Below are 13,963 nucleotides of genomic sequence, written 5' to 3'. Positions count from 1 at the left end.
GGCGGTCCCGGAGAGTTTTCCCGGCCAAATGCACATGAAATTTTTCATGCACTTGCTTACTTGGCAGTAAATATATTTACTTCGTGGGCACCCCGGGCCCCTGAAGCGGCGGCCGGGGACACGGACGAACATCCAGGGACGACACCTCCTCGTCGGCCCCCGGTGTTCCGTTCGGGCGCTCCGCCCCCTCGGACGCCCCCGGCGGCCCCGGTCTACCCCCTGGGCCGGGACCGCCGGCCACAGCCCGACCCCCTCAAGGGCGGCGAGGAAGTGCGCCGCCGAGCCGCCGCGTACAGGCTGGTCCCATGGATCAGGTCCCCAAGGAGCTGCGGATCGCGGTGGCCATGCGCGGCGGAGTCAGCCTCGCCGTCTGGACGGGCGGTGGCTGCCGCGAGATCGCCGCGCTGCGGAGGGCGGCCCGGGACCGGGCGCGCGGGGCCGACGCGCCGGGGGCCGAGGGATACGGCGCGCTCCTGGACCTCTGCCACTACGACGAGGTGACCGTCGACGTCCTCGCCGGCGCCAGCGCGGGCGGACTCAACGGCGCCCTGCTCGCCTGCCATCTGGCCTACGGCATGGAGTTCGGCGACAACATGCGGCGCCTGTGGCTGCGCCTGGCCGACCTGGAGACCCTGACCCGCAGCCCCGGCACCCCGCGCGTACCGGGCCTCCCGCAGGACGAGGACCCCCCGCCGGACCCCCCTGGTGTCCCGGACTCCCTGCTCCGCGGCGACGAGGTCTTCTACCGGCGGCTCGCCGACAGCCTGCTGACGGAGATCGGCAAACAGCCCCCGGACCGGCCCGGCGGCGGCCCCCTCCGCCTGATCCTCACGGCCACCCGGGTCACACCCCGCCAGGACTGGGTGCGCCCCACCACCGGCCAGCCCCTGGAGGTGGGGCGCGCCCGCGCGTTCTTCCGCTTCCGGCACCGGCCCGGCACCGCCTTCCTCACCGACTTCGGCGGTCCGGTCGGCCCCTGGCCCCCCGAGGACGCCGTACGCCGCCTCGCCTACGCCGCCCGCGCGAGCTCGTCGTTCCCCGGCGCCTTCGAGCCCGCGCGGCCCTTCGTCGGCGCCCCCGGCAGCACGGTGCCGCCGCACGAGCCGGACGTCGTCGACATGAGCTCCGTCAGCAGCGAGGCCGGCTACGGCGAGGCGCCCGACGGCCGCCTCGAACTCGTCGACGGCGGCCTGCTGGACAACATCCCCGTCGCCTGGGCCGTACGGGCCGTCGCCGGCATGCCCGCGAGGGCGCCGGTGGACCGCTGGCTGCTCTACCTGCAACCCGTACCCCCCGTACCCCCCGCGCTCCCGGACACCGAGGAGGCCGGGCCGCGGCGCAGGATGACGAGGCTGCTCCGGCTCGCCCGGCGCTCCGCGGCCATCAAGGCCGGATCCGAGTCCCTCTGGGAGGACGCGACCGACCTGCGCGCCGCCGAGTCGGCCGCCGAACGGCGCCTGGCCCCGGTGGCCGCCCTGCCCGCCGGCGGCTGGGCACAGGAGGCGCTCCGGCGCGGCCGCCTGGCACGGTACCGGTCGCTGGCCGGCCACGCCGAGGCCGACCGGTTCGCCCGCCTCCTGGAGGACCCGGCCGAGGTCACCGGCCCGGACCCGCTGCCGCTGCCCATGGGGCCCGGCCCGTTCGACGGCGGGTCGTCCCCCCGCTGCCTCCAGCGCCTGCGCCAGGCGGCCGACGGGCTCGCGCTCCCCACGGAACCCCGTTCGCTCGCGGACGTACGGGCGTACGGCACCTCGCCGCTGCCCCTGGCCCGCGCCGTACGGCTGCTCTTCGACGGGATCCAGGCGGCGGAGGAGAGCGGGCAGACCGTGTCCCCGGCCGCCCGCGAGCGCCTGTACGCCTGCCGGCTGGCCGTCGCCACGCTGGTCGCCGCCCGGGACCGGCTCGTGCTCCGGCGCTTCCGCGAGTGCGGCGAGGAACCCGTCCGGAGGATCCGCGAGGCCACCGTCTGGCTGGCCGCGGTGCTGGCCGAGGCGGGCACACCGGGCCCCGAGGACGTGGCCGGCTGGCAGGAGTGGCCGGGCCGGCTGGCCGCCGCGGTCGCCGTCGCCAACCCCGCGACCGCCGACCTGGACTCCGACTGGCCCGAGGACCTCTACGCGCCGGTGTGGCGGCGCCTGGCCGCCCTGGGCCGTGAGATCGGGGCGGACGTGCGGCGGCCCGTACCGGGCTTCGGCGGGCTCCAGGGTGCCGCCGGGGGGCCGGCGGCCGTGCTGGACGCCCTGCTCGCCGCCGAGGTGCTCATCGGGCCCCTGCGCCCCGACCCGCTGGGCGAACCCACCCGCATCCGCTTCCACACCGTCTCGGCCGCCAACTCCAGCTGGGCCACCCGGGAGGCGTTCCCCGCCCCCGTGGAGAGCCTGGTCGACGCCAAGCTCAGCGGTAACGAGCTCGGCAACTTCGCCTCCTTCCTGAGCGTCCGCCGGCGGCTCAACGACTGGACCTGGGGGCGGCTCGACACCGCCGCCTCGCTGGTGGACGTCGTCGCGACGGACGAGCGGCTGGAGAAGCTCTACACCGGCCCGGACGACCCGGCCCTCGTCGGCCTGCTCGACGCCCCGGTGGCCCCCGCGCCCACGGGCAGCCCCTGGGATCCGGTGCGCGCCGCCGTCACCGAACGGATCCAGCGGCGGATCCTCGACGAGGAACTCCCGCTGGTCGAAAGGCTCCAGGAGGAGGGGCGCGACGAGCCCCTCACCGGCGCCGACGCCCCCGAGCCGCCGGCGCCGCCGGACGACCGGCCCCTCGACGAGCGGCTGGTCCCCCTCGTCGACGTCGGTGCCGAGCCGATCGGCGAACTCGTCCGCCGGCCCGCGCCGCGCCGTGCCGCACTGCGGCTGGGCCTCGTCGCCTGGCGGGCCCTCCAGCCCTCGGGGGAGCGGCCGCGCACCCGTGCGGCCCGGGGGCTCATGGAGCTCTGCGGGCCGCTGGTGTGCCTGCCGCTCGTCCTGTCCCTCGTCGCCCCGTCCGCGGCGCTCGCGGCGGCCGTGTGCGCCTGGTTCGCCGTCACGGCCGGCACCGGGGTCTGGTTCTCCTTCCCCGCCCACCTCACCGTCCTCGTCGGCGCCTCGCTGGCCGCCACGGGCCTCTGCCTGCACCACCTGGCGAAGGGTCACCGCGCGCTGCTGCCCGGCTTCCTGCTCCCGCTGGGCGCGGGACTCGTGGCGGGCTACGGGTGGCTGGACCACCAGAAGACGGACCTGGGCACTCCGGGCGTCTTCCTCGTCACCGCGCTCGGTTACGGCGGCGCCGTGGCTGCCTCCCTGGTCGCGGGGGTCGGCGTCCGGCGGGTCAGCGTCGTCACCCCGGTGGTGGCCGGCGTGGGAGCGGGCGTCGTGCAGGCCGCCGGGCACCCGCTGCCCGCCTGGGTGGCCTTCGCGGTGCTCTACGGGGTCCTCGCCGTGGGGGCGCTCGCCCTCACCTTCTTCTTCCCGGAGGGCGACCCCGGCGCGCGGGAGCCGAACGAAGTCCCGGACACCGGGGGCCTCTGCCCCGGCCCGGACGTCGCGGCGGCCGCCCCCGGGCCCGAGGATCGCAGGTCGCCCGACCCGGCGTAGAACGGCCGGGGGCGCTCGGACCGGCGGCCGCGCACGGGTGCTCCGCGCACGTCGCGGAACAGGCCGTTCCCGGATATCGGTCGACTGGCCGGATCCCGACGGTGGGCCGCCGTACAACTGCCCGGATCCCGCGCGGTCTTAGGGGTTCCGGGTGGCTTGACTTGACTTGTACATGCCCTATTTTCGTGGTGGCAAGGACAGGCGGAGCGAATCCGCAGAGTCGTGGGAGGGAACCCCATGTTCAGACCGGTGATGATCGGTGGCGCGGCCGTGGCGCTGGTGGTGGCCGCATCGTTCTCACCGTCGGCGGCCGCCGACGGGACGCCTCCGCCGGACAAGGTCGTGATCGACGTGGTGGCGGTCAACGGCTCGGGCTGCCCGGCCGGGACGGCCGCGGTGGCGGTCGCCGGTGACAACACGGCGTTCACCGTGACCTACAGCGACTACCTCGCGCAGGTCGGCGTCGGCTCCCGGCCGACGGACTTCCGGAAGAACTGTCAGCTCGGCCTGAACGTCCACGTCCCGCAGGGGTACACCTACGCGATAGCCAAGGCCGACTACCGGGGCTTCGCCCACCTGGAGAGGGGGGCCACGGGCCTGGAGAAGGCCAGCTACTACTTCCAGGGCATGTCACAGACGACGTCCGTGACGCACCGCTTCAGCGGTCCGGTCAGTGACAACTGGCGTACCACCGACGTGACGGCGGCCGACGCCCTCGTCTACGCCCCGTGCGGCGCCCAGCGCATCCTCAACGTCAACACCGAGCTGCGGGTCAGCGCCGGCACCTCCGATCCCGCCACGACCAACAGCTTCATGGCGATGGACTCCACGGACGGCAGCGTCAACACGCTCTACCACTTCTCCTGGAAGGAGTGCCCCTGACCGGCTGCCCCCAGGGCGCGCACGGCGGGGAACGTCACGCTTGTGCCCGGTGGTCCGCCCCGAGGGCGGACCACCGGGCACCGTGGCATCGGCTCAACCTGTTCTGTACACACCCGGTAACTGATGGTGGCATGAGCACATCAGATGCCCCGACGGGGCGTGATCGGTGGGAGGGATCCCCATGTTCGGACCGGAGTTCGGGCGGGAGCGCGGAGCGGGCCTCAGACCGGCCGGCGGGAAGCCGCGCGGAGCGCTCGCGAGGCCGTTGGCCGCCGGCGGCGCGGTCGCGCTGCTGCTCGTCATGGCGGCGTCACCGGGCGCCGCCGCCACGGACGGAGTGCCTCCACCGGACAAGATCGTGATCGATGTGGTGTCCGTGAACGGCTCGGGCTGTCCCACCGGGACCGCCCATGTGGCCGTCTCGCCGGACAATACGGCCTTTACCGTCTCGTACAGCAACTACATCGCACAGGTGGGCATCGGTTCCAAGCCGACGGACGCCCGGAAGAACTGTCAGCTCAGCCTGAACGTCCATGTCCCCCAAGGCTTCACCTACGCCATAGCCAAGGCCGACTACCGCGGTTTCGCCCACCTGGAGAAGGGGGCCACCGCCCTCCAGCGGGCCACCTACTACTTCCAGGGCATGTCGCAGACGGCCTATATGAACCACCCGTTCACCGGCCCGCTCAACGACGGCTGGCAGACCTCCGACAGCACGGAGATCGACGCGCTGATCTACGCGCCGTGCGGGGCCGCGCGGTACTTCAACATCAACACCGAGCTGCGGGTGGACGCGGGCACCTCCGACCCGGCCAGGACCAACAGCTTCATGGCGATGGACTCCACGGACGGCAGCATCAACACCCTTTACCACTTCGCCTGGAAGCCGTGCCCCGCGACGTAAGCCGGCTCGGCGCGGTGGGCCCACCGTGCCCGGTGGCCACTCCTCGACACCCGGTCGTTGCTCTGGCGTACGGACGGCTGCACCTCAAGAGGGTTGCACCACCGCGCACTTCGTAGAAGCGGGTACGCGTCTAGCGCTGGTTCCGCGCGCCTTCGCGAACGGCGGGCGGCAGGGGAGCATGGCAGGAGGCGCCGCTTGTCCGCCTGCCCTTTTCCCGGGGAACGGCGGGGGTACCGGCGCGCGCCGCGAACGCCCGGGCGTCCGGCCGGCGGCGCGGATCGGTACGTGTCACGGATCAGCAGAGGTACGGAGGGAAATCCCCACGGCCACCGGCCTCGCCGAAGGGCGGCCGGCCGGACCCGAGGCAAGAGCGCGCGTCACAGGAGCAACCCCGGCGCCGGGCAGCACCCGCTCCCGGCGCCAAGGACCTCTTCCGCCGAGCCAGGCCAGGAGTTGCCCATGAGCCTCACCACCGGTAGCGGCGACACCCTTGTGTCTCCCGTGGCGAGCGGTCAGCCCCTACTCCGCCACCTGGCCGTGATACTGGACGGCAACCGGCGCTGGGCCCACGACCGCGGCCTGCCCATCCTCGCCGGGTACCAGCGCGGCGGGCAGCGGGTCCTGGACCTGCTCTCCTGGTGCCGGAACGCCCATGAGATCGAGACCGTCACCCTCTGGCCGCTGTCGATCGAGAACCTCCGGCGGCCGCACGGTGAACTGACCGACCTCCTGTGCGTCATCATGAGCATCGCCGAGCAGATAGCGGCCACCGGCCACTGGCGCATCCGCATCATCGGCGCCCCGGAGGTCCTGCCCGCCCCGCTCGCCGACGGGCTGGTCCGGCTGGCCCACCGGTCGGGGCACCGCTCCGATCCGGTCGTCAACATCGCCGTCGCCTACGGCGGCCGCGACGAGATCACGCGGGCCGTGCGGAACCTCATCCTCGCCCACCGGGAGGCGGGCACCCTGCCCGTCCTGGCCGACGGGATCCGGCCCGAGGAGTTCGACCACTACCTGGACACATCCGGCCAGCCCGACCCCGACCTGGTGATCCGCACCTCGGGGGAGCAGCGGCTGTCCGGCTTCATGCCCTGGCAGACCGTCTACTCGGAGTTCTACTTCTGCCCCGTCCACTGGCCGGAGTTCGACAAGGGCGAGTTCGACAAGGCGCTGGGGCACTACCGCACCCGCCGACGCCGCCTGGGCCTGTAGCCGCCACCGGGACGCGTGTGTCCCGCACCGCACCGCACCGCCCCGTCCTGTCCCGTCCGGCCCGGTGGAAGACCGGCCGAATCCCGGCCGCACGCCGGTGGAAAGGGGAGCGATGCCCAGGCCGTCGCTGTTCTCCGAGTCGTCCGAGAACGACCGGGCCGCCCTCGCCGGTTACCGGGCGCCGCGGTACGCCGCGCCGTTCCCGGTGGTCCTGGGACCCCACCACGCCCACGCGGAGGCGGCCGCCCTGCGCTGGGCCCACGCGTTCGGCCTGGACCGTACGCCCGCGGCCGCCCAGCGGCTCGCCGACATGGGCTGCGGCATGTTCTCCGCCCTGTACTGCCCGCGCGCCGACCGCGACGGCGCGGTGCTCATGGCGCAGTGGATCATCTGGCTGTTCCTGTGGGACGACGTCTTCGACGACGGCCCGCTCGGCCGTGACCCGGCGGCCTTCGAGGCCGCGCTGGCCCAGGTCGACCGCGCCCTGGCCGGACCGCCGGGACGGGCGGTGGCGGAGCCGGCCCTCCCGATCGCCCGTGCGCTCGCCGACCTGTGGGGGACCTTCCACGCCCGCGCCCCCGAGACCGCGCGCCGGCGCTTCCCGGCGTCGGTCCGCGTCTACTTACGGGCCATGGCCGACGAGACGGCCAACCGGGCCGCGGAGCGGATCCCCGACCTCGACTCGTATCTGCGGCTGCGCCGGGTGAACGGCGCGACGCGCTCCAGCATCGACATGATGGAGGGCCTCCAGGGCGCCGAGGTCCCCGACTCCCTGCGGTACGGCCTCTACGGCGAACTCCGCGCCTTCGCCAGTGAGGTGTGGCTCTGGTCCAACGACACCTTCACCGTCCGCAAGGACCTGCACTACCGCAACCCCCACAACCTGGTCCTGGTGCTGCGCGAGGCCCGCGGCCTGTCGCTGGACGACGCCGTCGAGCAGGCCGGGCACATGGTGGAGCAGCGGTTACGGGACTTCGTCCGGGTCGCGGAGCGCCTGCGCGAGCTGGTGGACCTCCCGGCCGACCCGCACTCCCGGGCCAAGGACGCCGTCCTGCGCGGGGTGCGCGTGCTGGAGGAGGCCATCTCCGGCTACTTCCGCTGGCAGGAGAACACGCTGCGGTACCGCCGCACGACGAGCTTCCTCGTACCGGGAAGCACATGAGCGCGTGCGGCGCGTGAGGACGCACAGCACAGGGAACGACGGCCTCCCCGCGTGGAGCGGAGCGGCGCCTCCCGTCCGGCCTTCCCGAGTTGGAGAGTGACATGCGAGTGCGCGCGTACAAACCCCTGCACCGTGCCCGCCCGGCGGACGAGGCGTTCCCGGCGGCCCTTCCGTACCCCACGGGCTGGTTCTGCGTGGGGCTCTCGCGGGAATGGGCGCCGGGCGCCGTCCGCACCCTGCCCTTCATGGGGGCGGACGTCGTCGTCTACCGCACCCGTTCCGGCGCCCTGCGGGCCACCCGGCCGTACTGCCCGCACCTCGGCGCCCACCTGGGCGCCGGGGGCGGCGTCGACGGCGAACTCCTGGTGTGCCCCTTCCACCGGTTCGCCTTCGCGGTGGACGGCACCTGCGCCCGCACGCCCTACGGGGCGCCGCCGAAGGCGTCCCTGGACGTGCTGCCGGCGAAGGAGGCGTACGGCATCGTCTGGGTGTGGCACCACGCCGACGGCGCCCCGCCCGGCTGGGAGCTGCCGGAGCTGCCCGCCCTGGCCCGCCCGCGCGCCTCCTGCGCGGTGGAGCTGGCCGGGCACCCGCAGGACGTGATGGAGAACTTCGTCGACTACGGGCACGTCAAGGAGCTCCACGGCGTGGAGCACCTCGACGTGGTGTCGGCGCCCAAGGACGACGGGCCGTTCTACACCATGACGTTCACGGTCCGCCGCACCCTGCCGCTCTTCTCCTCCTTGCTCCCCTCGGTTCAGGAGGTCGACTTCCGGCTGCTCGGGCTCGGCGCCGCGCTGATCCTCATCGAGGTGCCCCGCTACCGGATCCGCGCGGCCCAGTGGATGCTGCCCACGCCCGTCGCGCCCGGCCGCATCCGGTACCTGCTCGCGGCGAACCTGGTCATGGATCCCGCACCGCGCCTCCCGGCGCCGGTCCGCCGTGCCGCCGAGCGCGCCGGGAGCTCCGGGATGAACCGCTGGACACGGTACGACACCCGGGCCGACCTGGTCGTCTTCCACCACAAGGCGTATGTGCCGCATCCCAGGCTCAACAGCGGCGACGGCCCCATCGGCGCCTACCGGAACTGGGCGCGGCAGTTCTACGCGACCGGGCCGGACCCCATGGGACACGATGTGATCACCATTAAAAGTTAGGTTAGCCTAAGCTAAGCCCTCGTTGGGGGGTGGTGGGACAGCGACATCTCGGGAGCGGCTCCATGAGCGTCACGGCAGCGAAGGGTTTCACGGCGGCGGGCATCGCCGCCGGGATCAAGGAGAGCGGCAACCCCGATCTCGCTCTGGTGGTGAACGAGGGGCCGCGGCGGTCCGCGGCCGGTGTCTTCACCGCCAATCGGGTCAAGGCTGCCCCCGTCCTGTGGTCGGAGCAGGTGGTCAAGGGCGGGGCGGTCTCCGCGGTCGTCCTCAACTCGGGCGGGGCCAACGCCTGTACCGGGCCGCGCGGTTTCCAGGACACCCACGCCACCGCCGAGAAGGCCGCCGAGGTCCTCGGGCACAGCGCGGGGGAGGTCGCGGTGGCCTCCACCGGGCTGATCGGTGTGTACCTGCCGATGGACCGGCTCCTGCCGGGGATCGAGAAGGCCGCGGCCGGACTGTCCCCGCACGGCGGCGAGGAGGCCGCCGTCGCCATCAAGACCACCGACACCGTCCACAAGACCGCCGTGTACGAGGGTGAGGGGTGGACGGTGGGCGGGATGGCGAAGGGCGCGGGCATGCTCGCCCCCGGCCTGGCGACGATGCTGGTGGTCCTGACCACCGACGCCGACCTCGACGCCCCCGACCTCGACGCGGCGTTGCGGGCTTCGGCGCGTACGACGTTCGACAGGATCGACTCCGACGGCTGTATGTCCACCAACGACACCGTGCTCCTGCTGGCCTCCGGCGCCTCGGGGGTCGTGCCGGACGGGGGTGGGTTCGCGGAGGCGGTGCGGGTGGTCTGTGACGATCTGGCACGGCAGTTGATCGGGGACGCGGAGGGTGCCTCCAAGGACATCCGTATCGAGGTGGTCAACGCCGCGACCGAGGACGACGCGGTGGAGGTGGGGCGTTCTTTGGCGCGGAACAATCTGCTGAAGTGCGCGATCCATGGTGAGGACCCGAACTGGGGGCGGGTGCTGTCCGCGATCGGCACGACCTCCGCGGTCTTCGACCCGGACCGGCTCAACGTGGCCATCAACGACGTCTGGGTCTGCCGCGACGGCTCCATCGGCGACGACCGCGAACTCGTCGACATGCGGGGCCGGGAGGTGTGCGTCACCGCCGATCTGGCGGCGGGTCAGGAGGCGGCCGTGATCTGGGCCAACGACCTGACCGCCGAGTACGTGCACGAGAACAGCGCGTACAGCTCCTGACAGCGGGGGCCGCCGGCTCTTGCCGACGCCTCGGCCCGGGGCTTCCGTCCCGGGCCGGTCCGGCATGCCTTCGTGCCGGACCCGGCACGAAGGCTTCCACACCGGGGACTTGACACATCAGCCGATCGGAAAGTTAGGTTAGGCTTACCTAAACATCAACTTCTTGCGCTGCCCAGCGAAGCTCTGTGGGGCCGGGTGGCACAGCGAAAGGACGAGCATGTCGGCACGGCGCGGGGACACCGCACTCACGGGCGGCGGCCCCATCGACGATCTGGTCGGCATAGGCTTCGGCCCCGCCAATCTGGCCCTCGCCATCGCGATCGACGGCCACAACCGCGAGCACCCCGGCAGCCCGCTGCGCGCCGCGTTCGTGGAGCGCCAGGAGCGCTTCGGCTGGCACCGGGGGATGCTGCTCGAAGGTGCCACCATGCAGGTGTCGTTCCTCAAGGACCTGGTCACCATGCGGGACCCCGGCAGCCGGTTCTCCTTCCTCCACTACCTTCAGGAGCGCGGCCGGCTCGCGGACTTCATCAACCAGAAGACCTTCTACCCCACCCGGATCGAGTTCCACGACTACTTCGAGTGGTGCGCCGCACGGTTCGACCGGTCCGTCGGCTACGGGCGCACCGTCGCCGCCGTGCGCCCGGTGACGGGCGACGACGGGACCGTGGAGGCCGTGGACGTCGTCCACCGCGCCGTGGAGGGGCCGTCCGGCGAGACCGTCCGGCGCGCCCGCAACGTCGTGCTCGGCACCGGGCTCACCCCGCGCGTCCCCGACGGCGTCAGCCTGGGTTCCCGCGTCTGGCACAACCGCGATCTGCTGTTCCGCGCACCCGAATTGACGGTCCGTCCGCACCGTCGCTTCGTGGTGGTGGGTGCCGGGCAGTCCGCCGCGGAGACCGCCGAATACCTGCACCGCACCTTCCCCGACTCCGAAGTCTGCGCGGTCTTCTCCCGCTACGGCTACAGCCCCGCCGACGACAGCCCCTTCGCCAACCGCATCTTCGACCCCACCGCCGTAGACCACTTCTACGACGCCCCCGAAGACCTCAAACGAACCCTGCTCACCTACCACGCCAACACCAACTACTCCGTCGTCGACGGCGACCTCATCGAACACCTCTACCGCACCACCTACCAGGAAAAAGTCCACGGCCACCAACGACTGCGCATCCTCAACACCACCCGCCTCACCGCCGTCGAAGACATCCCCGGCGGCGCCCGCGCCGTCATCCGCCCACTGACCGGCGACGAGACCTACACCCTCGACTGCGACGCCGTAGTACTCGCCACCGGCTACCAGCCCACCGACCCCCGCGAACTCTTCGGCGACCTCGCCACCGAATTCCTCACCGACGACAACGACCGCCTCCGCGTAGACCGCGACCACCGGATCATGACCACCGACCGCATCCACGCCGGCATCTACATCCAGGGCGGCACCACCGAACACACCCACGGCATCACCTCCACCCTCCTCTCCACCCTCGCCATACGTTCCGGCGAGATCCGCGACTCGCTTCTCCTGCGCCGCACCGAACAGGACGTCATGGCCGCCGAATTGGCGGCCGTACCACTCGGCTGACCCCAACCGGCCGATCCCGGTCATCACAGTGCGCCACAGCCCTCCCGGTCTTCCACCGGGAGGGCTGTGGCGCCGTGGTGGGTGGAACAAGCGCGAATCGGCCCGGGGCAGGCGCGTCGGATCCCCCCCGCCGCACGGAACACGGAAGCGCCCACCCGGTCATGGACCGGATGGGCGCTCCGAGGCGTCGGCCGTCAGCCGCCGTAGCCGCCCGCCCGCGGCCGGGTCACCGCGCCGGCGGTGAAGGGCGCGGTCAGGGCGCGGGCGAAGACCCGTGAGTTACGGCCGGGGTCCAGGGACACCGCCCAGGCCCGGGGCGCCCGCCCGGCGTCGGCCTCCCGGAAGCCGCTGCGGACGAACGCCTCGCCGCCACCGGTGGTCGCCGCGAACACCTCGCCGACCGACCGCGCGGCGGCCTCCCGCAGCAGCGCGGCCAGCAGCCGCGACCCCACCCCGCGCCGCTGACGGCCCGCGCGTACACAGAAGTTGTGGAGCACCGCCGGCATCCCGACCGGTGTCCGCGCGTCCCCCGGGTAGGTGCGCAGGGCCACACAGCCCTCCAGGACCCCGTCGCCGTCCTCGGCCACGAGGAATTCCCGGGCCGTCCTCGCGTACGACTCGGGCGTCCGCCACAGCAGCGCGCCGGAGCGCATGAACGGCTCCGACAGCGCGTACAGCCCGGCCGCGTCGGTGGCGTCCGCCATCCGTACGGAAGGGGGTGCGAGGGTCGGCTCGCCGGCGGGGGATCCGGCTGTCCGGCAGTGCGCCGCGGCCACGGTGGTCCTTTCCTCGTTCCGGTCGCGAGGGCACGCCGCTCACGCCCGGCGGCGCGGCGGGGCCCCGACCCGGCTGGGTGGGGGTGTCGGAGAGCGCGTCTCAGCAGGGGCCGCCCGGATAGTCGTTCGTCTCGGGCGCGCCCGCCTCGCGCATCCTGCGCAGGACCCCGCGCAGGGCGGGCCCGTCGTCGATGGACTCCGGACAGTTGGTGACGGTGTCGAACACCATGGTCCCGTCGACGGCGTGCCAGATGACCCACCGGTGCGGGGAGTCCGACCACAGGTGCGCGTACCGCCGCACCTCGTCGTCGTGCGTGTTCATGTGCGGCCTTTCCGTTCTCCCGCGCACCGGGCCGCCGCCGGGAGGTGCGCGGAACGGGCGGGCCCGCACCCGCCGTGGCGGAGTGCGGGCCGGTGTCCCGTGCTCAGGGGCGGTCGGTGAGGTAGCCGCCCATCGTGGTGAAGTAGTCGGCGGCGGACAGCTCCTGGCCGTCTTCGGTGCGGACCCGCTCGACGGCCAGCCCGTGGTTGCGGCCGGTCCGGGCGTCGGCGCCCGCGACGATCACCACCGCGTCGCCCTCCCGGTAGAAGACACGGCCGGGCGTACCGCCGTAGCGGCCCTCGGACACCCTCGCGGCCACTATCTCCAGGCGCTTGCCGCGGTGGTGGGTGAAGGCGCTCGGGTACGGCGCCGACTGGGCCCGTACCAGGCGGTCCAGCACCTCGGCGGGCCAGTTCCAGTCGATCCGGATGTCCTCGGTGGAGCGCTTGTGGAAGAAACTGGCCTTGCTGCGGTCCTGCTTGACCCAGTCGGTGCGGCCGGAGGCGATGAGGTCCAGGCCGTCGACGGTGAGGGGGCCGAACAGCTCCAGCGTCTTGTGGAACAGGTCGGTCGTGGTGTCCCTCGGGCCCACCGGGACCGCGCGCTGGAGCACGATGTCGCCCGCGTCGAGGACCTCGTCCATCATGTGCGCGGTGACCCCCACCTCCTTCTCGCCGTTGATGAGCGCCCAGATCAGCGGGGAGAAGCCGGCGTAGGCGGGCAGCAGCGAGTCGTGCACGTTGAGCGTGCCGTGCCGCGGCAGGTTGAAGATGCGCTCCGGGATCCAGGTGCGCCAGTTGGTCGCGACGATGACGTCCGGGTCGGCTTCCTTCAGCCGGGCGAACAGCTCCTCGTCGTCGGGGCGGTTGCGGATCAGGACGGGCACGCCGTGTTCCTCGGCGAGGTCGGCGACGGAGTCGTTCCAGATCTTCTCGTACGCGTGCTCGCTCTTGGGGTGCGTCACGACCAGGGCCACTTCGTGCTCGGAGTCGAGGAGCGCCTGAAGGGTGCGATGCCCCCAGGTCTGATAGCCGAACATGACGACCCGCATGGGGTTCCTCCTTGGAGCGGTGGCTTGATCGCTCGCAAGTAAAGCAAGCCTTGCCTAACCTCGCAACGACGGGGACCTCCCTTCGAGATGACCGCACACCCCCGTCGACAGGGGCTCTCGACT

Annotated in this window: 11 protein-coding genes; 8 read left to right on the top strand and 3 right to left on the bottom strand. The window is 72.7% G+C overall.

Translation table 11 applies throughout. The features are described from left to right. The first annotated feature begins 305 nt into the window (after positions 1–305). The 8 genes from AF335_RS20780 (at position 306) to AF335_RS20745 (ending at position 11,691) form a co-directional block, all read left to right on the top strand. Complete coding sequence (locus AF335_RS20780) at positions 306–3,575, top strand: DUF3376 domain-containing protein (RefSeq protein ID WP_102919926.1); 3,270 nt, start codon at positions 306–308, stop codon at positions 3,573–3,575. Between the two features lie 237 nt (positions 3,576–3,812). Continuing rightward, complete coding sequence (locus AF335_RS20775; RefSeq protein ID WP_102919925.1) at positions 3,813–4,457, top strand: DUF4360 domain-containing protein; 645 nt, start codon at positions 3,813–3,815, stop codon at positions 4,455–4,457. A 301-nt stretch (positions 4,458–4,758) separates the two neighbouring features. After that, positions 4,759–5,361, top strand: a complete 603-nt coding sequence (locus AF335_RS20770; protein ID WP_102920115.1) for a DUF4360 domain-containing protein — start codon at positions 4,759–4,761, stop codon at positions 5,359–5,361. 459 nt (positions 5,362–5,820) lie between these two features. Beyond that, positions 5,821–6,573, top strand: a complete 753-nt coding sequence (gene uppS, locus AF335_RS20765) for a polyprenyl diphosphate synthase (RefSeq protein ID WP_102919924.1) — start codon at positions 5,821–5,823, stop codon at positions 6,571–6,573. A gap of 112 nt (positions 6,574–6,685) precedes the next feature. Next, positions 6,686–7,735 (top strand): terpene synthase family protein, encoded by a 1,050-nt coding sequence (locus tag AF335_RS20760; RefSeq protein WP_102919923.1) that lies wholly within the window; start codon positions 6,686–6,688, stop codon positions 7,733–7,735. Between the two features lie 101 nt (positions 7,736–7,836). Beyond that, positions 7,837–8,892, top strand: a complete 1,056-nt coding sequence (locus AF335_RS20755; protein ID WP_102919922.1) for a Rieske 2Fe-2S domain-containing protein — start codon at positions 7,837–7,839, stop codon at positions 8,890–8,892. A 62-nt stretch (positions 8,893–8,954) separates the two neighbouring features. Next, positions 8,955–10,106 (top strand): bifunctional glutamate N-acetyltransferase/amino-acid acetyltransferase ArgJ, encoded by a 1,152-nt coding sequence (gene argJ, locus AF335_RS20750; RefSeq protein ID WP_102919921.1) that lies wholly within the window; start codon positions 8,955–8,957, stop codon positions 10,104–10,106. A 217-nt stretch (positions 10,107–10,323) separates the two neighbouring features. Next, positions 10,324–11,691, top strand: coding sequence for a lysine N(6)-hydroxylase/L-ornithine N(5)-oxygenase family protein (locus AF335_RS20745; protein ID WP_102919920.1), 1,368 nt, complete (start codon positions 10,324–10,326; stop codon positions 11,689–11,691). A 194-nt stretch (positions 11,692–11,885) separates the two neighbouring features. Here the strand turns inward: AF335_RS20745 and AF335_RS20740 are convergent, their stop codons facing one another. From AF335_RS20740 to AF335_RS20730, 3 genes are all read right to left on the bottom strand, one after another. Further along, positions 11,886–12,467, bottom strand: a complete 582-nt coding sequence (locus AF335_RS20740) for a GNAT family N-acetyltransferase (RefSeq protein ID WP_244927111.1) — start codon at positions 12,465–12,467, stop codon at positions 11,886–11,888. 100 nt (positions 12,468–12,567) lie between these two features. Next, positions 12,568–12,789 carry a hypothetical protein gene (locus tag AF335_RS20735; protein WP_102919919.1) on the bottom strand — a complete coding sequence of 74 codons (222 nt, stop codon included), beginning with the start codon at positions 12,787–12,789 and terminating at the stop codon, positions 12,568–12,570. A 103-nt stretch (positions 12,790–12,892) separates the two neighbouring features. Then, positions 12,893–13,840: a methionyl-tRNA formyltransferase gene (locus AF335_RS20730; RefSeq protein ID WP_102919918.1), complete on the bottom strand. Its 948-nt coding sequence runs from the start codon at positions 13,838–13,840 to the stop codon at positions 12,893–12,895. Between the last annotated feature and the right edge of the window lie 123 nt (positions 13,841–13,963).

It is taken from the genome of Streptomyces eurocidicus, from assembly GCF_002891295.1.
Taxonomy (GTDB): Bacteria; Actinomycetota; Actinomycetes; order Streptomycetales; family Streptomycetaceae; genus Streptomyces; species Streptomyces eurocidicus.
This window is presented reverse-complemented; position numbering and strand designations above follow the sequence as displayed.